Source organism: Candidatus Pseudomonas phytovorans (assembly GCA_029202525.1).
Taxonomy (GTDB): Bacteria; Pseudomonadota; Gammaproteobacteria; order Pseudomonadales; family Pseudomonadaceae; genus Aquipseudomonas; species Aquipseudomonas phytovorans.
Map to the genome: position 1 here is coordinate 296,154 of CP119325.1, position 24,128 is coordinate 320,281.

At 63.3% G+C, this 24,128-nt stretch carries 25 protein-coding genes; 12 read left to right on the top strand and 13 right to left on the bottom strand.

Translation table 11 applies throughout. The features are described from left to right. The first annotated feature begins 4 nt into the window (after positions 1-4). The 10 genes from P0Y58_01275 (at position 5) to P0Y58_01320 (ending at position 11,013) form a co-directional block, all read left to right on the top strand. Positions 5-1,051, top strand: coding sequence for a hypothetical protein (locus P0Y58_01275; protein WEK30850.1), 1,047 nt, complete (start codon positions 5-7; stop codon positions 1,049-1,051). Then, positions 1,048-3,000 (top strand): VWA domain-containing protein, encoded by a 1,953-nt coding sequence (locus P0Y58_01280; protein ID WEK30851.1) that lies wholly within the window; start codon positions 1,048-1,050, stop codon positions 2,998-3,000. The genes P0Y58_01275 and P0Y58_01280 overlap by 4 nt, the downstream gene beginning before the upstream one ends. 6 nt (positions 3,001-3,006) lie before the next feature. Beyond that, positions 3,007-3,705 (top strand): ABC transporter ATP-binding protein, encoded by a 699-nt coding sequence (locus P0Y58_01285; protein WEK30852.1) that lies wholly within the window; start codon positions 3,007-3,009, stop codon positions 3,703-3,705. After that, positions 3,689-4,912, top strand: coding sequence for an ABC transporter permease (locus P0Y58_01290; protein ID WEK30853.1), 1,224 nt, complete (start codon positions 3,689-3,691; stop codon positions 4,910-4,912). Before P0Y58_01285 ends, P0Y58_01290 begins: the two co-directional genes overlap by 17 nt. After that, positions 4,902-6,452 (top strand): SUMF1/EgtB/PvdO family nonheme iron enzyme, encoded by a 1,551-nt coding sequence (locus tag P0Y58_01295; protein WEK30854.1) that lies wholly within the window; start codon positions 4,902-4,904, stop codon positions 6,450-6,452. The genes P0Y58_01290 and P0Y58_01295 overlap by 11 nt, the downstream gene beginning before the upstream one ends. Before the next feature lie 25 nt (positions 6,453-6,477). Continuing rightward, a complete protein-coding gene (locus P0Y58_01300; protein ID WEK30855.1) occupies positions 6,478-7,212 on the top strand; it encodes a hypothetical protein in 735 nt (244 codons plus the stop codon). A gap of 13 nt (positions 7,213-7,225) precedes the next feature. Continuing rightward, positions 7,226-7,729 carry a hypothetical protein gene (locus tag P0Y58_01305; GenBank protein WEK30856.1) on the top strand — a complete coding sequence of 168 codons (504 nt, stop codon included), beginning with the start codon at positions 7,226-7,228 and terminating at the stop codon, positions 7,727-7,729. 46 nt (positions 7,730-7,775) lie between these two features. Next, positions 7,776-9,017, top strand: a complete 1,242-nt coding sequence (locus P0Y58_01310; protein WEK30857.1) for a VWA domain-containing protein — start codon at positions 7,776-7,778, stop codon at positions 9,015-9,017. Between the two features lie 2 nt (positions 9,018-9,019). After that, positions 9,020-10,312, top strand: coding sequence for a VWA domain-containing protein (locus P0Y58_01315; protein WEK30858.1), 1,293 nt, complete (start codon positions 9,020-9,022; stop codon positions 10,310-10,312). A 263-nt stretch (positions 10,313-10,575) separates the two neighbouring features. After that, positions 10,576-11,013 carry a CBS domain-containing protein gene (locus P0Y58_01320; GenBank protein WEK30859.1) on the top strand — a complete coding sequence of 146 codons (438 nt, stop codon included), beginning with the start codon at positions 10,576-10,578 and terminating at the stop codon, positions 11,011-11,013. Between the two features lie 6 nt (positions 11,014-11,019). Here P0Y58_01320 and P0Y58_01325 read toward each other — a convergent pair whose 3' ends face one another. From P0Y58_01325 to P0Y58_01350, 6 genes are all read right to left on the bottom strand, one after another. Beyond that, positions 11,020-11,658: an NADH:ubiquinone oxidoreductase subunit N gene (locus tag P0Y58_01325; protein ID WEK30860.1), complete on the bottom strand. Its 639-nt coding sequence runs from the start codon at positions 11,656-11,658 to the stop codon at positions 11,020-11,022. A 69-nt stretch (positions 11,659-11,727) separates the two neighbouring features. Further along, the gene (locus P0Y58_01330; protein WEK30861.1) at positions 11,728-11,970 is read right to left on the bottom strand and encodes a DUF2789 domain-containing protein; all 243 of its coding nucleotides are present in this window, start codon (positions 11,968-11,970) and stop codon (positions 11,728-11,730) included. A gap of 61 nt (positions 11,971-12,031) precedes the next feature. Then, entirely contained in the window at positions 12,032-12,490 is a 459-nt protein-coding gene (locus P0Y58_01335) for a YbaK/EbsC family protein (GenBank protein ID WEK30862.1), read from the bottom strand. A 136-nt stretch (positions 12,491-12,626) separates the two neighbouring features. Continuing rightward, positions 12,627-13,259: a LysE family transporter gene (locus tag P0Y58_01340; protein WEK30863.1), complete on the bottom strand. Its 633-nt coding sequence runs from the start codon at positions 13,257-13,259 to the stop codon at positions 12,627-12,629. Between the two features lie 202 nt (positions 13,260-13,461). After that, the gene (locus tag P0Y58_01345) at positions 13,462-14,049 is read right to left on the bottom strand and encodes a mechanosensitive ion channel family protein (GenBank protein WEK30864.1); all 588 of its coding nucleotides are present in this window, start codon (positions 14,047-14,049) and stop codon (positions 13,462-13,464) included. Beyond that, positions 14,049-15,959 carry an ATP-binding cassette domain-containing protein gene (locus P0Y58_01350; GenBank protein WEK30865.1) on the bottom strand — a complete coding sequence of 637 codons (1,911 nt, stop codon included), beginning with the start codon at positions 15,957-15,959 and terminating at the stop codon, positions 14,049-14,051. Before P0Y58_01350 ends, P0Y58_01345 begins: the two co-directional genes overlap by 1 nt. Before the next feature lie 50 nt (positions 15,960-16,009). On the opposite strand from P0Y58_01350, the gene P0Y58_01355 reads away from it, so the two are divergent. Then, entirely contained in the window at positions 16,010-16,492 is a 483-nt protein-coding gene (locus P0Y58_01355; GenBank protein WEK30866.1) for a TIGR02444 family protein, read from the top strand. On the opposite strand, the gene P0Y58_01360 is transcribed toward P0Y58_01355, so the two are convergent. Then, entirely contained in the window at positions 16,468-17,586 is a 1,119-nt protein-coding gene (locus P0Y58_01360; protein WEK30867.1) for an AlgP family protein, read from the bottom strand. The two genes, P0Y58_01355 and P0Y58_01360, sit on opposite strands and share 25 nt — an antisense overlap. Before the next feature lie 179 nt (positions 17,587-17,765). Between P0Y58_01360 and P0Y58_01365 the strand changes: the two genes are divergently transcribed. Beyond that, positions 17,766-18,404, top strand: a complete 639-nt coding sequence (locus P0Y58_01365) for an FKBP-type peptidyl-prolyl cis-trans isomerase (protein WEK30868.1) — start codon at positions 17,766-17,768, stop codon at positions 18,402-18,404. A gap of 9 nt (positions 18,405-18,413) precedes the next feature. On the opposite strand, the gene rsd is transcribed toward P0Y58_01365, so the two are convergent. The 6 genes from rsd to hemC form a co-directional block, all read right to left on the bottom strand. Further along, positions 18,414-18,884, bottom strand: coding sequence for a sigma D regulator (rsd, locus tag P0Y58_01370; protein WEK30869.1), 471 nt, complete (start codon positions 18,882-18,884; stop codon positions 18,414-18,416). 231 nt (positions 18,885-19,115) lie between these two features. Further along, positions 19,116-19,622, bottom strand: coding sequence for a disulfide bond formation protein B (locus P0Y58_01375; GenBank protein ID WEK30870.1), 507 nt, complete (start codon positions 19,620-19,622; stop codon positions 19,116-19,118). 221 nt (positions 19,623-19,843) lie between these two features. Continuing rightward, positions 19,844-21,082: a heme biosynthesis protein HemY gene (locus P0Y58_01380; protein ID WEK30871.1), complete on the bottom strand. Its 1,239-nt coding sequence runs from the start codon at positions 21,080-21,082 to the stop codon at positions 19,844-19,846. Further along, on the bottom strand, positions 21,079-22,179 hold the full coding sequence (locus tag P0Y58_01385; protein WEK30872.1) for a uroporphyrinogen-III C-methyltransferase: 1,101 nt from the start codon (positions 22,177-22,179) through the stop codon (positions 21,079-21,081). Before P0Y58_01385 ends, P0Y58_01380 begins: the two co-directional genes overlap by 4 nt. A 45-nt stretch (positions 22,180-22,224) precedes the next feature. Then, entirely contained in the window at positions 22,225-22,992 is a 768-nt protein-coding gene (locus tag P0Y58_01390) for a uroporphyrinogen-III synthase (protein ID WEK30873.1), read from the bottom strand. Beyond that, a complete protein-coding gene (hemC, locus tag P0Y58_01395; protein ID WEK30874.1) occupies positions 22,989-23,930 on the bottom strand; it encodes a hydroxymethylbilane synthase in 942 nt (313 codons plus the stop codon). Before hemC ends, P0Y58_01390 begins: the two co-directional genes overlap by 4 nt. Positions 23,931-24,128: the final 198 nt, after the last annotated feature.

The window sequence follows — 24,128 nt, forward strand, 5'->3', positions numbered from 1 at the left end:
TGCAATGGGTATCAGAGTTGATGTGCTGCCACTGGATGTGAACACGCCGGGCCAAGGCCTGCTGCGGATCACCGGCTGGGAAGGCACCAGCGAGGGGCTGCAATGCTCTCTGCAAAGTAGCCAGTCCCACGAGTTTCTGCATGATGGTGGCCACTGGGCCCCGGTTGCTCACTGGTTCCGCCTGGATGGCCTGAGCGCCGTTGCAGGCGCACCGGCCATCGAGACGCGGATCGGCCCCAACCTGATCAACCCATTGCTGCAAGCCAGCGGCACCGCCACCTTCCGCATCGAGGTCAGCAACCCGCAGACCGGTCGCAGCGACCTGGGCATGGTGCGTTTCAACAGCGCCATCATGGCTTCTGTCGAGCCTGGGCCAGCGCTGGATAAATCGCCGCCCCCGGCACCGCTGCCCAGCGCGACGGTGATTATCGAGCCCCCTGCGGTGACCACCCCTGAACCTGCTCCGGCAGTGGCTGCGGAACCCGAGCCCAAGACCGAGGCCGCGCCAGCCCCCCTGCCAGCGCCTGTTGCCCCGCCGCCGGCAACGCCTGCCAAGCAAGGCCAAAAGTGGCTGTTGCCCCTGTTGATCCTGATCCTGCTGGCGCTTGGCGCCGGGGGCGGTTGGTGGTGGTTCAACCGCAGCGCAGCGGAAGTAACGGCACCCGTGCCGCCTGAAGAAAAGCCAGTTCCAAAGGACGACGGGGCCAAACCTTGCTCGCTGGAAAGCATGAAAAGCCAGAGCTCGCTGGCGTTCCTGCAGTCGTGTATCCAGAGCAAGCCGGACAGCGCCGCACTGCTTGAAGTGATCAGCCTGGCCAAGGCCAACGACCAGTGCGACGTAGCCCAGCGCCTGTATGCCAACCGCGCCAATGCCGGTGACATCCAGATCGCCACGGCCTACGCCCACGAATACGACCCCAAGTTCCACCAGCCAAGCAGCTGCTTCAAGGCGCCTGAAGCCGCCACGGCAGCCTCCTGGTACGAGACCATCCTCGGTTTCGATGAAAACAACGCCGAAGCCAAGCAGCGCTACGAGGAGCTCAAGCCATGAAGATGCGTAGCATTGGCGCCGCGCTATTGGCCCTGTCCCTGAGCCCTGCCCTGCAAGCTGCCGACAAGCCCCTGCTGCAGGACGGCAAGAAAACCCTGTTCCAGCGCGTGTTGACCACGCCAGGGTGCAAGCTGAGCGATAACGCCGGGGCTGCGCCTGGCGCCGCACAACCGACCTTCAGCCGCTTCTACGTGTACGAACGCGCCCAGGCTGACACCCGCGAGTGGCTGCGGGTCGGGCCGGACACACAAGGCAAGAGCATCGGCTGGCTGCCCGCCGATTGCACCGTCGAATGGAAAATGCAACTGACCCTGGCATTTACCAACCCCGCCAACCGTGATCGGCTGATGTTCTTCAAGGAGCGCAACCAGCTCGAAGGCATTCTCAACGCCCCCGACCCCGTCAGCCATGTTGCCCCGATACGCGCCAAGCTCAAGCACGGCAACGAGGCGCCCGGCGTGCTGGCCGAAGAGCCCGAGTATTTCGTCGATCTGCAGAAAAACTTCTACCTGCTGCCAGTGCTTAGCGGCGAAGAAGTGATGACCGAAGAGGGCTTCCGCACACGCATCCTCAATGTGGCGTCGGTCAGCAAGGCCGACAGTGCCGCGGCCGCAACACCTGCACCCGGCCAGGGCACTGCCAACCAACAGCTGAAGGCGTTCAGCGCAGCCGTGGTGTTCGTCATCGACTCGACCATTTCGATGGACCCGTACATTGATCGCACCCGCGAGGCGATCAAGCGCGTGTACGGGCAGATCGAGAAAGAAAACCTCGGCAAGCAGGTCAAGTTCGGCCTGGTTGCCTACCGCTCCAGCACCAAGGCCGTGCCGGGCCTGGAATACGTCAGCAAGATGTACGCCGACCCCAACACGGTGAAAGACGGTGCCGACTTCATGGCCAAGGTCGCGGACCTGAAGCAGGCCAAGGTATCCAGCAGCGAGTTCAACGAAGATGCCTACGCCGGTGTCATGTCTGCCGTGGACCAGATCGACTGGAGCCAGTTTGGCGCACGCTATGTGGTGCTGATCACCGATGCCGGCGCCATCGACGGGGGTGACAAGCTGTCGAGCACAGGCCTGGGTGCCGAACAGGTCAAGATCGAAGCCAGCAACCCGGGTGTGGCCCTGTACACCCTGCACCTGAAAACCCCGAGCGGCGCCAAGAACCACAGCACCGCCGAAGCGCAGTACCGCACCCTGTCGAATTACCCGGGTACCAACACCTCGCTGTACTACCCCGTCAATGCCGGCGATGTGGAGGCCTTTGGCCGCAAGGTCGACGGCCTGGCTGCCGCCATCACCCAGCAAGTGCGGGCTGCCTATATGGGCGAGGCTGCCATCGGCAGCGCAACCAACGCCAAGGCCGACCCTGCCGAAAAGAAAATGCTCGAGGATGCCGCACTGATTGGCCACGCCATGCAGCTGGCCTACCTCGGCAAGGCCAACGGTACCCAGGCGCCGCCGGTGTTCCAGGCCTGGATCAGCGACCGCGACCTGATCAAACAGAACGTGCCGACCACCGATGTGCGCGTACTGCTGACCAAGGCCCAGCTCAGTGACCTGAGCGATGTCCTCAAGCAGATCCTGGATGCCGCCAACGAAGGCATGATTTCGCCAGACGAAATGTTCACCCGCCTGCGCTCGGTTGCAGCGACCATGGGTGCCGACCCGAACCAGCTCAAGCAGGGTTCGACCACCCGCGTGGCAGACCTGGGCGTACTTGGCGAGTACCTGCAAGACCTGCCCTACCAGAGCGAAGTGCTGAACCTGGATGAAGAAACCTGGAAAGGCTGGGATGGCCTGGCCCAGGAGAAATTCATCCGCAGCCTGAGCACCAAGCTACGCCATTACCAACGCTACAACGCCGACGTCGACCGCTGGGTTGCCCTGGCGCCGGGCAGTGACAGCCGCGACAACGTCTACCCGGTGCCGCTGGAAATGATGCCCTGACCTCATATGCTCGATATCAAGGGATTACTAGTCGTTCGAGGCGAAGGATCGCAGGCTCACCGGGTACGGCTGGACGCACTGTGCCTAAAGCCCGGCGAAGTACGTGCGATAACCGGCGAGAGCGGCTGCGGCAAGAGCACACTGCTGGAGGCCATCGGCCTGCTGCTCAAGCCTGAGCAACTGACGCACTACAGGCTTGGCCCGCAACGCCAGGATGTGGCCAGCCTGCTGGCAAGCGACCAGCAGCCAGCGTTGGCGGCTTTGCGTTCGCGCGAGCTTGGCTTTGTGCTGCAGAACGGCGGGCTGCTGCCTTTTCTCAGTGTGCGCGACAACATCCTGCTGCCACGCCGCCTGCTCGGCCTGCCACCTGCCAGCACGGCGGTGGACAAAGCCATCGAGGCACTGCGCCTGGCGCCGCTACTGGGCAAGCTGCCCCAGGCGCTCTCCATAGGCGAGCGCCAGCGGGTGGCCTGCGTGCGTGCCATCGCCCATGAACCGCGGGTGCTGTTGGCCGACGAGCCCACCGCCGCACTCGACCCGCACAATGCAGAACGTCTGTTCGAACTGCTGCTGCAGCTGGTGGCGGAGCTAGGGCTGAGCGCCTTGGTCGTGTCGCACGACTGGGCACTGGTCGAACGCTTTGGCCTGCCGCGCCTGGCTGCCATCAACGGTCAAGGGGAAACACGCTTTGAACCCGTGGCATAAGCGCCTGGCGCTGCTGGCCCGATTGTCCCTGGCCGATCTCTGGCACGACCGTAATGTTTCCTTGTGCATGGCGGCCTCGCTGGTCGCCGTCATTGCGCCCCTGTTGTTGCTGTTCGGCCTCAAGCACGGGGTAGTCAGCCAATTGCAACAGGAACTGCTCAGCGACCCCCGCAACCTTGAAGTCAAAATGCTCAGCAGCGGCCATTTCGACCAAGCCTGGTTGCAGCGGTTGCAGGCACGCCCGGAGGTGGGCTTCGCGATCGGTCAGACCCGCTCCTTGAACACCCAGGCCGACCTGCTGGGCGCACACGGCCGCTTCGCTGACAACGTCGAGGTGATTCCTACTCGTGCCGGCGATCCGCTGTTGGCGACAGACCTGAGCGAGCTGGCACCCGACCAGCTGATTCTCAGCGAACGTGCCGCTCAACGCCTTGAAGCCAAGGTCGGTGACACCCTGCGCTTGCGCGTTGCCCGACGCCTGAACGAAGTCAACGAGCGTGGCGAGCGCGCACTGCAGGTACGTGCCATCGTCAGCTCGGTGCGCTTCGCCCGCCCTGCAGCCTTTGTCAGCCCCGAGCTACTGATGGAGCTGGAGCACTATCGCGATGGTTATCTGGTCGCCAGCCTTGGAGCAAGCAGTGGTCAGGCCCTTGATACCCTGAGCGTCGGCTACGCACGGGCCCGGGTCTATGCACGGGACATCGACAGCGTGGCACCGCTGGAGCAATGGCTCAACGAGCAGCGCATCGAAACCGCCAGCCGCCTGGCGGAGATCAACAGCGTCAAGGCAATCAACCACGTGCTCGGGCTGATTTTCGGCGTTATTGCCGGGGCCGCCCTGATCGGCTGCATCGCCTCGCTGGTCGGCGCCTTCCTGGCCAACATCGACCGAAAGCGCCGCCACCTGGCCGTGCTGCGCCTGTTGGGTTTCAGCAGCCCTGCAGTATCGGCCTACGTCGTGCTTCAAGCACTGGTGCTGAGCCTGGTGGGCTACCTGGGCGGGCTCGGCTGCTACTACCTCGGCAGCCTGCTGTTCGACCGGTTGCTGGTCAGCAGCCAGGCAACCGGCACCTTCATTTGTCACATCACCGTATGGCACGGCTTGGTCGCCCTGCTGCTGGCCTTGCTGGTTGCCGGCCTGGTCGCCCTGATCGGCGCCTTGCGTGCCATACGGATACAACCTGCGGAGAGCCTGCGTGAACTCTAAAGCCTACAGCCACCTGCTTCTGGCGCCACTTGCTCTCGGCTTTGCGCTGCAAGCAACAGCGGCCACCTGGGAGGAGAAGTACTACAACCCGATGGCCGACGCCGAAGACGTGGTACTGCCCATGCCCTGTGACGGTGCCATGGTCTTTCGCAAGGTAATGATCCCGGTGGCCGGGCCGCTGGACGACTACCCCATCAACATCGGCCAGGACAGCGCCGAGTGGGGCTATGTCGAGCAGACACGCCCCGCCTTCATTGCCGGCAGTTTCACCAGTGCCAAAGGTGAGAAGTCGCGCTACTACCTGCTCGCCAAGTACGAGATGAGCCAACTGCAGTACAAGGCGTTGATGGACGAAACCTGCCCGACCGCCTCTAACAAGCAGCGCCTGCCGATTGTATCGGTGTCGTGGCTGGACGCCCTGCAGGCCGCCGACAAGTACAACCGCTGGTTACGTGCCAACGCACCCGACAAGCTGCCCAAGGAAGATGGCGCACAGGGCTTCTTGCGCCTGCCAACCGAAGTGGAGTGGGAATTCGCCGCACGTGGCGGCTTGCAAGTCAGTACGGCCGAGTTCCGCGATGGCCGCTACCCCATGCCCGAGGGCCTGAATGCCTACGAGTGGTTCGCCGGCGCGCAGTCTGCCAACGGCCAATTGCAGCTGAGCGGGCTGCTCAAGCCCAACCCGCTGGGCCTGCATGACATGCTCGGCAATGCCAGCGAGATGATGTTCGAGCCGTTCCGCCTGAACAAGCTTGACCGCCAGCACGGCCAGGCCGGGGGCTATGTGGTGCGCGGTGGCAACTATCTGACCAGCGAAGGCGAACTGCGAACCTCGCTGCGCCAGGAAGAGCCGTACTACAACGCCGAGGGTGCAGTGGCCAAGAAGACCAACGGCCTGCGCCTGGCCATGGTTTCTCCGACCCTGACCTCGCGCGACCGGGTAAAGAACATCGAAAAAAGCTGGAGCAACCTGGGCAGCGATCAACCGGCTGCCGAAAGCAAACAGAAGGGCACCGTCAAGGCGCTGGAAGAGCTCGCCTCCAACGTGGAAGACGAAGCCCTCAAGAACCAGCTCAAAACCGTCGAGAACCAGCTGCGCGCCAGTAACCAGCAGCAGCAGGAAGCCCGCGACCAGGCGATCCGCGCCAGCCTCAACCTTGGCGCCTTCCTGTGCACCAAGATGCTCGACGATGGCCAGTACCTGGACTTCCTGCAGAAAAACTACGCCAGCAACTGCAAGGCCGGCGAAGAAGACCCGACCTGTGGCGTGCGCAAGGTCAAGCTCGAAGAGCAGCAGGAGCGCCTGCACAAGCTCAGCCGCTACTACGCCAGCTCCCTGGTGGAGTCGGGTTCGCTGTACGGCAAGGACTTGCTCGAAGCCCAGGTTCCGGTGCTGGACGGTTCGTTCAAAGCCAACAAGAACCTCAAGGACCTGTCGCCCTACCTGCGCACCCACTGGGCCAACCAGATGTCTTTCCTCAAGACCCAGAAGATCGATGCCAACGCATGGCTGAACAGCTGCAAGACCGTCGCACACTGACCCAAGAACATCCAGGAGCTACACCATGAACGTCCCTACATCCACCCGTATCAACCCTTGGCTGGGTCTGCTGATGGCTGCTTGCCTGGCCGTTACCGGTTGCGCCAATACCGGCAGCTCGCTGACCAGTGGCCAGGGCACGGTCGACCCGCGCCTGACCAGCGGCAACGATGCCAAATTCTTCACCACATCGGGCTTCCAGGCCTGTGCGATCGCCGCCAGCGCCGGCATTCTTGCCTGTATGTTGTCCAACTCCGGCAACAAGGCCGCCTGTTCGATCATCGCCGGTGTCGGTGCGTGCGGCGTGGCCATGGGCGCCAACTACTACCTCGACCAGCGCCGGGCGAAATATGCCAATACCTCCGAGCGCCTGAATGCGATGACCACCGAAGTGCAGGGTGAAACCGCCAAAGTCGCAGCGCGCACCGATACGCTGCAACGCGTCATCAATGACGACAAGCAACAAATAGCCAGCATCCAGCAGAGCATGAAAGCCAAGAGCCTGGACAAGGCCAAGGCCCAGCAGGACATCGCCAACATCGACCAGAACATCGGCTTGATGCGCAAAGACCTGAGCAACATGAAAACCCGCGTCAACGAGTACCAGCAGGTGGCCAAGCTTGAACGTGATGGCGGCGCCAGCCAGGCCGAAGTGCAAAAGGTCGAAGCCGAGATTGCCAAGATGAACACCAAGGTCGCATCGCTGCAGCAGGAGGTCGATGGCCTCTACAGCCAGCGTTCGGCAATCACCCTGGGCTGAAGGAGGGCACCCCATGTTTTTACGTAACTGCCTGTGCCTGGCACTGCTGGCCAGCCTGGCCGGTTGTGCGACCACGGCCTCACAGTGCAATGCTTCCGACAGCAGCGCCAGCCTGATCGGCAAGCTCAACTGCGACTACGGCGGCGGTTATGCCGAAGGTGTGCGCAACAGCGAACAGGAACTGCTCGGCGCCCAGGAGCAGAACCGCCAGTTCAACGAAGTGTACGCACAGTTGAGTGCACTGCAGGCCTCGACCCGCCAGGACCTGCAAAGCCAGCAGCGTCAGCAGGCCAGCCTGGAAAAGTCGTTGAACGACCTGCTGGGCACGCTCAAGGCACGCCATGGCAACAAGAGCGATGTGCAAAAGCAGATCGCCGGCCTTGAGCAGCAGCTCAAAGCTAACCAGGCCGCACCCTCGCAAAATGCCAGCAGCGCCCAGATCGAAGCCCGCAAGCAGAAGCTCGCGGCTCTTCAACAACAGGTCAGCCGCCTTCAGCTGAGCCTGGGTTACGAGTAAAACCTCATCGGCAGCTTCGGCTGCCGTATCTTTTCAGGATATCCACATGCAGCGGGTCACCCGCGACACCAGCCCCGCCAAGGACGACCTGCGGGTGCTCGAACAGGCCATGGCGATCATCGTCAGGCATTTTCCCCCGAGCATCGCTCATCTGTTTGCCACCCCACGCAACGGCAAGGATGGCCAGCGCGAATGGTGGTCGGAACTGCAAGGCCAACCACACCGGTACCATGACCTCGGCGCCGAGCAACAGGCCGCCTTGCTGCGCCTCTACGACGAGCGCCAGGAAGCCGTGCAACAGCTGGTAAGCAAGCTGGAAAGCCTGGGGCAGGCCGTTGATGCTGCATTGCTGCGCAAGCTCATCGGGCCTGCCGAGCTGAACAACCTGTACAGCATCAACGGCCAACCGCTGGTCGTGCGCTGGGCCGAACCTGCCCCGGTCAAGCCTTCGCCCGCCCCGCCACCGCCCCGCCCCGCGCCAGTGGTGCGTCGGCGCTGGGTCTGGCTGCCGTGGTTCTTGTTGCCACTGCTCGGCCTGCTGTTGCTGGCCCTGGCCTTGTGGTTCGGCTGGCCCTACCTGCAGCATTGGCTTGGCACCCGCCCCGCCACGCCCTACGCCTGCGTGAAGGACACCCGCGTACAACCACCCGAGTTTTCCGTGGTGCTCGACACCTCGGGCTCAATGCAACTCAACGTCGCCACTACCCTTGAAGACGAGCAATGGTTCTTCCAGAACATCAACAGCGACCCGAACATCGATCAGCAGCGTGTCGCGCGCCTTACCCAGGCCCCCGTACGGATGGACGTGGCCAAGAGCAGCCTGACCCACCTGATCAACGACCTGCACCCGGCGGTGGACATGCGCGTGGTGACCTTCGATGGCTGCCGCGCGCCGCTGGACCACGGCGTGTTCTCTCTGGCCCAGCGCCCGGCACTGATCAACGGTATCCAGGCACTGGTGCCAGACGATGGCACCGCCCTGGCAGCCAGCCTTGATGTGGCGGCCAAGACCATGAACGGGCGCGACCGCGATGGGGTGATCCTGATGTTCATCGACGGTGCCGACGGCTGTGACCAGGACGTTTGTGCAGTAGCGCAGCGGATTGCCCGCGAGCAGCCGCGGTTACGCGTCAACCTGATCGACATCAGCAACAGCAACCTGGCCAGCTGTGTCGCCCAGAGCACGGGTGGGAGCATCTATTCCGCCAGCGATGCGGTGCAGGTTGCCGCAGCCATCAAGCTTGCCAGCCAGGAAGTCTCCAGCTCAGCCGATTGCAACCAGGACTAACCATGCAAAGGGTAAACCGCGACACCCACGCCAGCCAGGATGCTGCCAGCGCGCTCGAACTCAGGGTGGCGTTGATCCGCCAGCACTTTCCGCCGGGCATCGCTCACCTGTACGCAATACCCAGACAGGGCCGCGACGGGGTGCTGGAATGGTGGTCTGAACTGGAGGGGCAACCGCTTCTGTATGCCACGCTCGGCCGAGAGCAGCAGGCTGCCTTGCTCAAACGCTATGAAGAGCGCCAGTCAGCCGTCAGCCAGTTGGCAGATGAGCTGCAACGGCGCGGCCAGGTACCCGCAGCCGAGGCGTTACGCACGCTCATCGGCCAACCGGACCTGGCCAACCTGTACAGCATCAACGACGAACCTCTGGTGATTCGCTGGGGGCAGCCTGCACCTCTCGCTGCGCCGCCAACCGTGCCCGCGCCTCCCTTACCGCGACAGCCCGCGCCGGCCAAGCCAAAACCAGCACCACCCCCCAAGCCCGCCCAGACCCGAACCGTGGTGATGACCGAGCGCCGCCGCCTGCGCCTGTGGCCCTGGATGCTGTTTGGCTTGTTACTGCTCCTGCTCTACTGGCTGTACAGCAGCTGGCCTGTGCTGTACCAGCGCTGGCAAGGCTACACGCAGACCGCGATCTGTACGCCGGGGGGCGCGTTCCAGGCCTCGGAATTTGCGGTAGTGCTGGACACTTCGGGTTCCATGGACCAGCGCATCAGGGTGAAAAAAGAAGCTGACCCTTGGTACATCGGCTTGCTGGCCCGCATTCCCTACGTCGATGAGCTGCTGGCCAACAACCAGCCGCAACGGCTCACCCGTATGGACGTGGCGAAAAGCTCGCTGAGCACCGTCATCGCCGACCTCGACAAAACCGTGAACATGCGCCTGGTGACCTTTGACGGTTGCCGCAGCCCGGTGGATCACGGCGTCTTCGGGCAAGACCAGCGCGCAGACCTGGTCAAACGTGTGGCCGACCTGAAAGCACGTGGCGGGACCGGGTTGGGGATAAGCCTGCAAGCCGCCGCCAGCAAGATGAACGGACGCGATCAGGATGGCGTGATCGTGATGTTCGTGGATGGCCGGGACAGTTGCGGCACCAGCGTGTGCAGCGTGTCGGAGCAGATCGCCAAAAACCAGCCACGCCTGCGCATCAACGTGGTCAATATCAGCGCCAGCACCGGCTCCAACTGCGCAGCCAGCAACACCGGCGGGCGGGTGTATACCGCCAACGATGCAGCCGCTGTGGCGGCGGCACTCAAGGAAGCGAGCCAGGAGGTGGCCGCAGGCGGTTGCCTATAGGAAACACCCAGACTCCTGTGGGAGCGGACGGGCCCGCGAAGAATTCAACGCGGTGTCTGGCACCGGCTGCGCCGGTGTTCGCGGGCACGCCCGCTCCCACATGGACCCCGCAAGCCTTCAGAATTCGGGCAAGCCAGTTGCCCTCGGCAGGCTCATGACGTTTTTCAATGGGCTCCATGCCGTTTCCTGCATTGCCGTGCAGAGCGCCGTGCCGGATGCTTTAGTTACTCCGAGACAGCGCTTTTTCACCCGCAGAGGCCCGTATGAAGACCGTCGAACAAATCCTCAAGACCAAGTCCCAGCACCAGACCGTTTACACCATCGGCCCGGATGACTCGGTGCTCGACGCCCTGAAAATGCTGGCGGAGAAAAACGTCGGTGCGTTGCCCGTGGTCGAGGGCAACCGGGTGGTGGGTATCGTCAGCGAACGGGACTACGCGCGCAAACTGGTGCTCAAGGGGCGCTCTTCCGCCGCCACCCCGGTGCGGGAAATCATGAGTGCGCCCGTGGTGACGGTGCAACCGAAGCAAAAGCTCGATTTCTGCATGAACCTGATGACCGACCGGCACCTGCGTCACCTGCCGGTGGTCGACGACGGCAAGCTGCTCGGCCTGCTGTCGATCGGCGACCTGGTCAAGGAAACCATCACCGAACAGGCCAGCCTGATTCAGCAACTGGAGCAGTACATCCGAGGCGAGTGAAGCCCCTCAGTGGTAGGCGCGCTCCAATTCGTCCAGTTGATGGTCGAAACTGCGCAGGCGCGCCGACCAGGTGTACACCAGCACCTCCAGGTCACGGTTGAGCACTGCCGTATTGCCATGGCCACTGCAGGTGGGCTCGCCCAGGTCCAGCTGATAGCGCTCACGCGCCATGGCCTGGGCCACGCTGGACAGGTCGCGTGCATTGGCCAGCCAATGGTGATGGTGGTCATGGATTTCACGATCGAGTGCCCGGCACTGGCGCTTCAGGGCATCCAGGCTCTGCTCCAGCGGTGTGCCCTTGAGCTCGCCCATGACTTCTTCGAACGTGCGCCCAGAATGCCAGTAACTGCCCCAGAAATAGCGGTCGAACACCGTTTCGACGCGGCGCAGGGCCACCTTGGTGTTCCAGATGGTCAGTAACGTTCGCCCCTGAATCACTTCACGCTTGTTCAGGTGCAACTGCTGCCAGGCAATCCAGGTCAGCGCCACCAATACAACCGCCACGGTGACCGCTGCAGCCGCATACAGAAAATGCACGGCCTGGTTCATCTGTTGCGTCTGCCTGATGCCATAGAAATAACTGGCCGTCAGGGTGCCCAGGATCGTCACGGAGCACCAGAAACCTGGTGCATAGGGATCTTTCATTGCGCTATCCCCTTATTGTTTTCCTGAGCATAGCAACGGCCAATCACTCGTCAGGTGCCGCTCGGCGCTTTATTTTCGGGGGCGGCGCAACGCCTCGTTAAGTTGATCGAACGGCTCCGCCCAATCGGCATCCTCAATGATGCTGTCCTTGAGAAAAGCACGCTGAGACTCGGTCCAGAACGGCGCATCCACCAGCTTGATTTCGTTCTTCAGCGGGGAATGGCTGGTGATGAACTGATCGATACTCTCGGGATCGTCGGGCAAGCCCAACTGCTTGAACAGGTCGGCAAAGTGATGGATCGGCGCTTCCATGGTTCCTCCTGAGCGCCAGGCAGGCCGTCCACGACGCCCGCCTGGCATGGGTGTGAAAACATCAGCACAGCTCGCGCACTTCGGCGTGCGGCACCAACTTCATGTACTGCTCCATGCTCATGTGGATCAAGTGATCGTGGTCACCTGCCTCCAGGTAGACATCACCTTGGCGAGTAAGACTCGAATCAAGCAGCATTTTTATCTGATAAGCATCACCAAGGGCCGGCACGGCACCGCGCTCGCAGTCGCCGAACAGGCTCGGCAGGCCGCTTTCGCGGGTCAGTTGCCAGGCCCCCGACATGCGCACTTTGCTCATGTCCAGGTGCCGGTTGGCCGGTAGCACGGCCATGATGTAGTTGCCATGACGGTCATCGAGCATCACCGACTTGGCCACCCGCTCGGCGGGCACGCCGGCCGTACGGGCCGACTCCAGGCTCGTGGCCGAATGTGGATGAGGAATGATGTCGTAGTCGCAGTTGGCCTTGTCCAGGCGGGCCTGCAGGGTCTTTGCCATACGCATGATGCACCTCCGGTTTCGCCCCCCAATCTTCAATTTTAGGCCGGGTAGCGGCAGGCAGGGCCAAACTTGTGCGGTCGGGGCAAACGAGGTGACGACAGGTGATCAGCAGGGGCCTGAACCAGGCCCCTGAAATCTGTCAGAGAGGTGCCCGGCGCAGGGTCGCCAGGAAGGTGGCCGCGCCGATGAATAACCCGGCAAAGGTCCGGTTCAGTCGTTTTTGCTGCTTGGGTGTACGCAGCAAGCGCAACACCCGCGATGCCAGCCCGGTGTACCCCGCCATCACCAGCATGTCCACGGTGATCATGGTCACGGTGATCGCCACATACTGCGGCAGCAGCGGTGCATGCGGGTTGATGAACTGCGGCAGTACGGCCAGCATGAACACCAGCGCCTTGGGGTTGCTGACGTTGACCAGGAACCCGCGGAACACCAGGCTCAGCGGTTTGCCGATCGGACGCACGCCGGACTCATCGGACATGTCCATCGGCAAGGCCCGCCATTGCTTGTAGGCCAGGTAGACGAGGTAGGCGACGCCGAACCATTTGATGACCTGGAAGGCCGTGGCCGAGGCGGCCAGGATGGCGCCGACGCCGGCGGCAATGATGGCGATTTGCACGATCAGGCCCAGTTGCAGGCCCAGGGCATTCCAGTAACCACGCCAGAAGCCATACTGCAGGCCGCTGGACATCGAGGCAATTGCCCCGGCACCGGGTGAAAGGCTGATCACCCAACAGGCGGCAAAGAAGCCCAACCATACTTCCATCGACATCACACACCTCGCTCAAGCATATATTGCAAAACGTTAAGCTAAGGTGTTGGTGAAAAAATGACCAGCAGATTTTGAGGAATTTTACTGCCTGTACTGGCCTCTTCGCGGGCACGCCCGCTCCCACAGATACAGTGCAGATTTCAGACCCTGTGGATTATCTGTGGGAGCGGGCATGCCCGCGAAGAGGCCGGTACAGGTTCAATCAGTCAGCCTCGACAGATGCATCCTTGTGCATCGTCTGTACCTCAGCCCCGCGCCAGCGCCGCACCGACTTCTGGAAGAACTGGCTATTGGGCACCTGCACCAGCGCCCCACCCGCCTCGGGCATTTCCAGCAAGGTGGTAAACAGCAGGTTGATGGCGATCACCCGGCCTTTCACGCCCGGCTTGTCCAGCGTATCGACCAGCTCGACCACATCACCGATGCGAAACGGCCCGACCGTGAAGATCAGCACCGCGCACAGCAGGTTGGACAGCACGCTCCACATGGCGAAGAAGGCCACCGCCGCCACCGCGACAAAGCCGGACAATGCCGTCCACAGCACGGTTGCGGACACGCCCAGGCGCTCCAGCACGAATAGCAGCGCACTGCCCATGATCAGCCATCGCAGGCCGCCGCGCACCGGTACCAGCAGCTCTGGCGGCAGCGGGTAACGCTGGCCCAGGCGGCTCAAACCCCGAGCCACGATGCGCTGCAGGACGAAGGCCGCCACCAGGATCAAGAGAATCTGCAAGCCCAGCCAGAAGGTGTTCATCCATTGCCCTGGCAGCAGCGAACGCAGCTCCTCCATCAGGACAGCGCCTCAAGCTCAGCCTGCATGCTTTCGAGGGTTTCCAACGCTTCCATCCAGGCTTCTTCCAGCTCGCCTTCGCGTTGCTTGAGCTTGGTCTGGCGCGCCAGCAGTTCACGCAACTCGTCCTTACGAGCCGACTCGTAAACGCCTCCATCACCCAGCGCGGTCTCGACCTCGGCCAACTGCGCGTGCATCTGGTTAAGCTCGGCCTCCAACTTGTCGGCGACCTTCTTGTGCGGTGCCAACTGCTGGCGCAAGGCTGCGGCAGCCTGACGCTGGGCCTTCTTGTCGGTCTTGTCCGGGTTGACCGGGGTGGTACTGGCCGGTGCACTGCGCTGGCGGTACTCGACCAGCCAGCGGCTGTAGTCGTCCAGGTCACCGTCGAAGGGTTCAACCTTGCCGTCGGCTACCAACAAAAAGTCGTCGGTGGTGCTCTTGAGCAGGTGACGGTCGTGAGACACCACTACCACGGCACCGGCAAACTCCTGCAACGCCATGGTCAGCGCCAGGCGCATTTCCAGGTCGAGGTGGTTGGTCGGTTCGTCGAGCAGCAGCAGGTTCGGCCGTTCCCAGGCAATCAGCGCCAGCGCCAGGCGGGCCTTTTCGCCACCGGAGAAATTCACCACCGGCTCTTCGCAGCGGGCGCCGTGGAAGTCGAAGCCGCCGAGGAAGTCGCGCAAGGTCTGCTCACGTTCGGTGGGGGCAATACGCTGCAGGTGCAACAGCGGGCTGGCCTTGTCGTCGAGCGAGTCCAGCTGGTGCTGGGCAAAGTAGCCTACGGACAGATTCTCGCCACGTACCAGGCGGCCCGACAACGGCTCCAGCTCACCCGCAAGGTTCTTGATCAGGGTCGACTTGCCAGCGCCGTTGGGCCCCAGCAGGCCAATGCGCGCACCCGGGGTGAGCTGCAGCTTGACCTTGTCGAGGATGGCCTTGTCGCCATAACCCAGGCTGCCTTCGGACAAGCTCAGCAACGGGCTGGAGATTTTTTGCGACTCGCGGAAGACGAAGTCGAACGGCGAGTCGACATGCGCCGCCGACAGCTCCTCCATGCGCTCCAGGGCCTTGATCCGGCTTTGGGCCTGGCGCGCCTTGGTGGCCTGGGCCTTGAAGCGGGCGATGTACTTTTCCATGTGCGCGCGCTGCGCCTGCTGCTTCTCGTAAGCTTGTTGCTGCTGCGCCAGGCGTTCGGCACGGGTGCGTTCGAAGGCGCTGTAGCCGCCCTTGTACAGGTTCAGCTTGCGCTGCTCGACGTGCAGCACATGGTCGACCACGGCGTCGAGGAAGTCACGGTCGTGGGAAATCAGCAACAGCGTGCCGGGGTAGCCTTTGAGCCAGTCTTCCAGCCACAGGATGGCGTCGAGGTCCAAGTGGTTGGTGGGTTCGTCGAGCAGCAGCAGGTCGGACGGGCACATCAGTGCCTGAGCCAGGTTCAGGCGCATCCGCCAGCCGCCGGAGAAGTCGCCGACGCGGCGGTCCATCTGCTCGTTGGTGAAGCCCAGGCCCGCCAGCAATTTGCGCGCGCGGGCGTCGGCGGTATAACCGTCGGCGGCTTCCAGCTCACTGTGCAGGCGCGCCAGGGCGGTGCCATCGTGGGCCTGCTCGGCCGCAGCCAGTTCGGTCTGGACCTTGCGCAGGCGCGCGTCGCCATCGAGCACATAGTCCACCGCCACGCGGTCGAGGGTCTCGATCTCCTGGCGCATGTGGGCGATGCGCCAGTCGCCGGGCAGTTGGCAATCGCCACCATCTGGCGACAGCTCACCGCGCAGCAAGGCGAACAGGCTGGATTTCCCGGCGCCGTTGGCGCCGATCAGGCCGGCTTTGTGACCGGCGTGCAGGGTCATGTCGGCGCCGTCTAGCAAGCGCTGCGGACCACGCTGTAAAGTGAGGTTGGTTAGTCTGATCATGATGGTCGCGGAGTCTACCAGCTTCCTCGGCCCATAGCGCGAGTGGAACCATGTACACCGACCTGTGGAATTACGCCCTGGCCCTGTATGCCAAGCCTGGCGTGGAAGCGGCCTGCCTTAGACTGCAGGCGCAGGGTGGCGATGTCTGCCTGCTGCTGTGCGCTGCCTGGCTGCAGGCGCGTGGCGTGGCCGTGCTGGACGAGCGCGCGCAAGCGCTGCACGAAGTTGCCGAGCGCTGGCAGCGTGAAGTGGTCGCCCCATTACGCAGCCTGCGCCAGCAGTGGCGAGCGTCAGCGGCGGGTGACCCGCAACTGGCGGCGTTGCGTGAACAGGTGAAGGGGTTGGAGTTGCAGGCAGAAAGAGCGTTGCTGGAGCGCATGCAGGAACGCTCGCGAGCGTGGCCCGCAGACTCCACTGAGCCCGCGGACGACTGGCTGGCCCGGCTGGCGCCGGCCCCTGCCCTACACCACGACGCGCTGCAACAGTTGCGCGTCGCGGCGGCCGCGCTTCAGGAGGCCGAAGACGGTGCCTGAGCCGGAGTGCTGGCGGGTGCCGACGGCGCTGCCGAAGCGGCCGGGGTGGCCGAGTTGGTTGCCGCAGCCGGGGTGCTGGCGGCTGGGGTAGCAGGTTTGGCTTCGGCTGGCTTGCTGGCAACGGGTTTTGCTGCAGCTGGCTTGGCGGCGGTACGTGCTGGAGCTTTGGCAGCAGGTTTCGCAGCGGCTTTGACAGCCGGCTTAGCGGCAGGTTTGGCAGCAGCGGTGGCTTTAACTGCTGGCTTCGCGGCAGGCTTGGCAGCAGCAGCGGCTTTAACTGCTGGCTTCGCGGCAGGCTTGGCAGCAGCAGTGGCTTTAACTGCTGGCTTCGCGGCAGGCTTGGCAGCAGCAGCGGCTTTGGCAGCCGGTTTCGCCGCAGGTTTGGCAGCAGAAGCGGCTTTCGCAACTGGCTTCGCGACAGGCTTGGCAGCAGCAGCGGCTTTGGCAGCTGGCTTCGCGGCAGGCTTGGCAGCAGCAGCGGCTTTGGCAGCCGGCTTCGCGGCAGGCTTGGCAGCAGCAGCGGCTTTGGCAGCCGGCTTCGTGGCAGGCTTGGCAGCAACAGCGGCTTTGGCAGCTGGCTTCGCGGCAGGTTTAACAGCAGCAGTGGCTCTGGCTGCTGGCTTCGCGGCAGGTTTGGCAGCGGTAGTATTTTTGGCTGCTGGCTTGGCAGCAACAGGCTTGGAGGTTTTGGCTGCGCGCAGATCAAGGGCCTTGGCGGCTGCTTCACGAACCTTGCCAACACCTTGGGCCAGCTTCAGGCTGTCCTGCGCGTCGCGCTTGAGTTGCTGGATATAAGTACGGGTCTGGGTTTGACGTTCTTTCAGCGCATCGAGCAGCCCTTCAAGTTCGCCAATGCCTTTCTGCGCTTTGGTCTGCGCCTTGGCTTTACCTGCCTTGGCAGCATCCTGCAATTTCAGGCGACCGTTGTGCAGTTTTTCCTGGGCCCTGCCGCGCTGCTTTTCCAGTTTGGCCAGCAGTTTTTCCGCATCAGCCAGCGCTTGCGAGCAGGCATCTTCCAAGTGTTCAAGCAGGCTGCCCGAAAGTTGCTGGAGCAGGTGTAACGGCGTGTTTACTGGCTTCTTTTTGGCCGACATGGTTTACCTCCTGGCTGACGAGATTGCGGCTCATACTATGCTTCTGCTGCTACCGCCGCTAGGGCATGTTGACAGTAATATTTACGCCGCGTTGCATGCCTGGGCAAAGTTGTTATCTTGCAGCTGCGTGAAAGTGTAGTTGCTGAATTAATCATTGCTGATATTTGGGAGTCCGGGCATTGCCTCGATATCTTGTATTAGGTGTATGCCTGCTGGTGCCTGTTGCAATGGCCGACAGCACCGACACGGACCTCGCCTACAGCCTGGGCGCCAGCCTGGGTGAGCGGCTGCGCCAGGAGATGCCGGGTTTGCAACTGGATGCACTGGTCGAAGGCCTGAAGCAGTCCTATCAGGGGCAACCGCTGAAGCTCGACAAGGCGCGGATGCAGGCGGTGCTCCAGCAGCACGAAGCGCAGGCAGGTGACGCCGCCACGCAGAAGTTGCAGGCAGCCGAAACACGCTTCATGGCCAACGAGCGTGGGCGTTATGGAGTACACGAACTACCGGAAGGTGTGCTTTACAGCGAACTGCAGCCAGGCACGGGGGCTCAACCCAGAGCAGGCGGCAAAGTGCAGGTGCGCTATGTGGGCAAGCTGCCGGATGGCTCGGTGTTCGACCAGAACCAGGCGCCCCAGTGGTTCAGCCTGGACTCGGTGATCGAAGGGTGGCAGGTGGCCTTGCCAAAAATGCACGCCGGCGCCAAATGGCGCCTGGTAATTCCGTCGGCGCAAGCCTATGGCGCCGAAGGTGCGGGTGATCTGATCGAACCTTATACACCCCTGGTGTTCGAGATCGAACTGCTGTCGGTTGGCGACTGACGCCAACCTTCAAGCCTCGACTGCGCCCTCTTCCTTGTGCGCGGTGTGCAGCACTTCGATCAGGCAGTCTTCCAGCTCAAAACGCTCGCGCAAAAGGCCGCCGAGCTTGTTGAGCTTGTCGGCAAAGCGCTCGGGGTCAGTGCAGTCGCCTTTCTCGCAATGATCATTGAAGGCCAGTGCGATCTGGGTACTTTCATCAATGCGCGGATTGATTTGCGTGGCCAGTTCCAGGCCTCGCGAGTCACCGAATGCCTTGGCTTCTTCGATCAACTGCCCGCTGACTTCGAAGTGCCACGCCGAAACGTAGTCGACCAGAAGCGCGCAAAAGTCCCCGTTGGTGTCCTTGTCGGCAAAGGCCAGCTTCACATCGCGCAACGCGCGGAAAGCCTGCACCAGTTCCTGGCGCTCCTCCAGCCAACGGTCGATCAGCTTGTGAACCCCACCCCAGCGTTCCTGGGCGTTCTGACAACTATCGAGCATGGCGATCTCATCCCTTCTGGGTAGATGCCGCTGCACCTCGCGCCACGAATACGCAGCACAAAGGTGACATCAGCAGAACGGCATCGAGCAGTTGTGTTTTCAGTATGCGTGCTGGGAGATTATTCCCGTGCGTGCTGACCATCAAGGTACGCAGCAGACAAAGTTCATACAAGTGTTTAATACCTTGTAAAACCGCCATTGGTCGCACTGGTGGCCTGGCCTTGTTCCAGGTCAACTTGTTGCCCGGCTGCGGAAACGATACGCCAGCAGGCATCTCAAGGGCAGCACGGCCAGCAACAGGAAGGCCAGCAGGCTCCACTCAGGCAGCGTCAGGTCGAGAAAGCTCCATGTCAGCGAGCTGCATTGCGGGCCACCCAGCAGGAACTGCCGCGCGGCTTCGCTCCAGGATTGCTCGAAGACACGCCCGATCGGCAGCGGGCATACAGGGATAGCACCGCCACCTCCCTGCACCCAGACATGCCGTGCCGCCAGCAACGCGCCGGCCAGCGAGCAGCCCAGCGTAGCCCGCGCGTAATGGCGGATGCCTTGCGCACCCGGCGCCTGCACTACCGCCGCCAGGCTCAGCAGTGCGTAGGCGGCAAGCAATAGCCGCTGGCTGACGCACAAAGGGCACGGCACCAGCCCCAGTATGTTTTCCAGGTGGAATGACACGACCAGTACTGCCAATGCGGCCAGGCAGGAAGGAAGGAAAAAGGTGCGCAAGCGGGCCGGAAGCATGGGCGGTGAAAGTCCCGGGGAAATGTTGTGGTCTGAAACGGTAGAGGAAAGACCCGCTTTGTATCAAGGCGCTACAGTAGCGATAAGTCGCTGAAGCGCGTAGGAAATTTCCATTGCTAAAGTAGGAAGCGCCGGAAGAAATGGGCTGCAGAACTAACCTACAGCAGTAGATAAGTTACCCGCCCCCAAAGCCCGCACCTTTGCGCGGGCTCTGGGGTGGGTCAGGCGCGTACGCCTTCTGGCAAAGGCAGCGCCAGCAGGCGCTCGTCCAGCAGGCCAAGGCCTTCCTGGAACAGCTGGTTGCTGCGCTCGGTCTCGCCAAGGCCAGCGAGCAGACGGGCCAGTTCGGCACAGGCCTCGGGGTTGCGCTCCATGCGCAGGCTGCTTTCCAGGTAGTCACGCGCCTTGCCCCACAGGCGGTTCTGCAGGCTCAGGCGGCCAAGGGTCAGCAACAGGCTGGCGTCTTGCGGGTGGGCCTTGAGCCAACCTTCGGCCGTTTGCAGTTGGCGCGCCGGGTCATCACCGCGCACCAGGCCGTACAGGCGGGCCAAATGGCTTTCGTACTCACGCTTGAGGGCAGTGCGCAGCACTTGCTCGGCCTCGTTCTGGGCCCCCACCTGGCGCAATTGCTCGGCGTAGGCCAGCACCAGTTGCGGCTCTTGGCGCTGGGCCGCGGTCAGTTGCTGCCAGGCGCGTTCCAGGGCCTGGCGTGCAGTTTGCGCGTCTTCGCCACGGGTGGTGGCCAGGCTCAGGTTCTGGCCCCAGGCACGTTGTTCCAATGCCGCCAGCTCGGCGGACGGCAGCACCTTGCCCTTGCGCAGGTCTGGCAGCAGACGGATCAGTGCCGACCAGTCACCGCGCTCCACATACAGACGCTGCAGCAGGCGCAGCACCTGGCTGTTGTGCGGGTGGCGTTCCTGCATGGCCAGCAGGGTTTCCAGGGCGCCGTCACTTTCACCACGGTCCATCTGCAACTGCGCATGGGTCAGGGCAATGGCCAGTTCTGCTTGCGGCTGACGCTCCAGCGCACGCTCCAGCAGGTTGTCGCTGTCTTCGGTGCGGCCTTGCTCGTTGGCAGCACGTGCGGCACCGAGGTAGTACAGCAGCGGTTGGCGCTCGGCCTCGGCGGCACGGTGCAAGTGGCGTTGAGCGCTGGCCCAGCGGCCCTCGGCAAGGTCCAGTTGGCCCTGTTCGATGGCCAGGCGGATGCGCCGGCTGCGGTTGCGCCGCGACCACGGGTTGACCACCCCGCTGGACGTCAGTACCAGGCCGACCAGATAACGCACCAGCCACAACACTGCGAGCACCGCCAGCAGGCCGGCCAGTGCCGCCCACAGCCCCGATTGATAGCGGAAGCTGCCATAGGAAAGCAGCACGTAGCCGCTGTGCTTGGCGACGGCAATACCCAGCGCCGCAGCAATCACGATTGCCAGCACCGCCAGCAGGTAGACACGCTTCATGGCTTGCCCCCTTCAGCCTCGGCCGGCAGGTGACGGCGCTGAATGTAGGCCTGCACGGCCGCCAGGCTTTCGCTGAGGTCGGGGGTAACCACCGACACCGGTTGCTCGGCCAAGGCGTTAAGGCTGTCAAGCATGGCCTTGCTTTGCGGGTTGTCGGCGTTGAAGTTCGCCAACAGCACGCTGCGGGCGTCGTCCAGCGCCTGGGTGTAGACCTTTGCGTCACCATTGAGCGCCGCCCACTGGGCCTGCTCGATGGTCAGGCTCAGGGCCAGTCGCAGCTGGTTCAACTGCTGCCCGGCCAGCAGCGGCCGCACGTTTTCATCGGCGTTGAAGTCGATCTGGAAGTACTTGGAGATTTCTGCCCACCACTGCGACAGCCGGCTGGCGCCATCTCCGTCGGAAGTCAGGGCACCCAGCGCATCGGCATTGCTGTCGAACTCGGGCGACTGGGCGCTCAGTTGCTGCACCAGCTCACGCTGTGCGGCCAGTTTCAGGAACAGGCCGGTACGGTCTGGTTGCTGAGTGCTGTTGAGTGTGGCCAGGCTGCGTGCCAGTTGCTCACGGGCGGCGAATGCACCCGGGTCGCTCTGCTCGCGCAGGATCTCGTCGGCGCCTTCGACCAAGGCCTTGGCACTGGTGATGTCCTGCAAGGCCGACAGGCGCAGGGTAGCAAGGCGCAGCAGGTGCTCGGCTTCAGCCAGGCGCCACTCCTTGCGGCTTTCGCCCAGCACGGTTTCCAGGCGCTGGCTGAGGCGCTGCTGGTCACCTTGCAACTGTGCCACCAGGCGGCGGCGATCTTCCAGCTCGCTGGCCGCCGGCAGGCTGGCCAGTTGCGCGCTGATCTGCTGTTCGCGCTGCTGCAGGGCTTCGGCACGCTGGGTCAGCGCCTCGATGTGCTGGCCCTGGTTGAACTCGCTGCCTTGCAGTTGACGCACCTGCCAGACCCCCCAGCCACCTACCGCCACCCCGGCTGCACCCAGCAGCAAGGCCAGTGCTGCCAGGCCACTGCCGGAGCGCTTGGCAGGTGGGGTGTTGACGGGTTCCGCCGGCGCCTGTGCCGACGGCTGATCGTTATTGGACAAGACAGTCTCGCTCACGTATCCATCCTTTGCATGGGGGCGCATCGCGTTCAGCTTAGCGCCTTAAGAGGCAGGTGCAGCGCTGCGCTGCACAGCTGCCAGCAAGGCCGTGGCACTGGCGCCACGGCAATCCACAACCTGTTGGGCCCCGGCGGCCCTTGCCTGTTCGGCGACCCGTGGGCTAGGCACGAACAGCGGCAGGCGTGCCAGCTGCGGCCAGTCGGCACCGGCCAGTTGCTGCAAATGTTCAAAACCCTGCCCACTGCTGACCACCAGGCCATTGAGGCGTTCCGCTTCGATGCGGCGCATCAGGGTGCCCGCCGGGTAAGCCGGCAGACAGCGACGATACAGTTCCAGATATTCGACACTAGCACCTTGCTCTGCAAGACGCTCTGCCAGCAGTTCGCGACCTCCAACGCCGCGAACGACCAGGACGCGCGCTGCAGGTACGGCAACGGCCTGAAGCAGGGCTGGTAGTGCCAGCAATGCTTCGCTGTCGTCGCCACGCAGAGGCGTGCTTACCGCCAGCCCCGCCCCCTGCAGCACTGCAGCGGTGGCCTCACCCACGGTGAACCAACCCTGCCGTGGTGGCAGCAGGCTGGCTTCGGCCAGTTGCTCAAGCAACAACCGGGCAGCCGGTTTGCTGACCACGATGATCGTCTGGAAGCCATCCAGGCCCTCCAGCAGCAGACGCTGCCGGGCCTCCAGGGTGACGGGCTCGATCGCCAGCAGCGGCAGGCAGCTGCTGCCCACCCCCGCTGCCGCCAGGTTCTGCGCCAGTGCCGCACAGTCCTCGGCAGGCCGGGTCAGCAACAGGCGCCATTGGCTCACGGGTGGCCGGCCTCACCGTAGACTTCCTTGAGGATGGCCTCGGCGCCTTGGCCCAACAGGTCTTCGGCCACTTGCACGCCCAAGGCCTCGGCCGCAGAACGTGACGCGCGGGCATCGGCCACAAGCAGGAGACCACCGCTAGGCTGGCCAACCAGGCCACGTAGCCACAGCTGGTCGCCTTCGAGCACCGCGTAGCAGGCGATCGGCACCTGACAGCCGCCATTCAGGCGTTTGTTCAGAGCGCGTTCGGCCACCACCCGGTCGGCGGTGTCGGCATGGTGCAGCGGCGCCAGCAGTGCATGGATCCCAACGTCGGCGCTGCGGCACTCGATGCCCACTGCGCCCTGGCCGCCAGCCGGCAGGCTGTCGTCAACGCTGATGGTGGCGGTGATCCGGTCTTCGAAGCCCAGGCGGATCAGGCCGGCGGCGGCGAGAATGATGGCGTCATATTCACCGGCGTCCAGCTTGGCCAGGCGAGTGTTGACGTTGCCGCGCAGAAAGCGGATTTGCAGGTCCGGACGGCGCGCCAGCAACTGGGCCTGGCGGCGCAGGCTGGAAGTGCCGACGATGCTGCCGGCAGGCAGCGCAGCAAGGCTGTCAAAGGTATTGGAAACGAAGGCGTCACGCGGGTCTTCGCGCTCGCAGATGCAGTACAGGCCCAGGCCTTCAGGGAAGTCCATGGGCACGTCCTTCATCGAGTGCACGGCGATGTCGGCTTCGTTGTCCAGCAGGGCGGTTTCCAGCTCTTTGACGAACAGGCCCTTGCCGCCGATTTTTGCCAGCGGCGCGTCGAGCAGCTTGTCACCACGGCTGACCATGGGCACCAGGGTCACCAGCAGACCGGGGTGGGCCTGCTCGAGGCGGGCTTTGACGTATTCGGCCTGCCACAGGGCCAAGGCACTTTTGCGGGTGGCAATGCGGATTTCGCGAGTGGACATGAAACGCCCCGATCCAGAGAAATGCCGCCGATGATAACAGCATCGCCGGTATCGCTAGCAGATACGGATCAACAGCTCCTGCGCAGTCTGGTGTGGGAGCGGCCTTGTGTCGCGAAAGGGCCGCGAAGCGGCCCCAGGGTTTGGGCAGCGGTGCATAGCTTGCTGGGGCCGCTTTGCGGCCCTTTCGCGACACAAGGC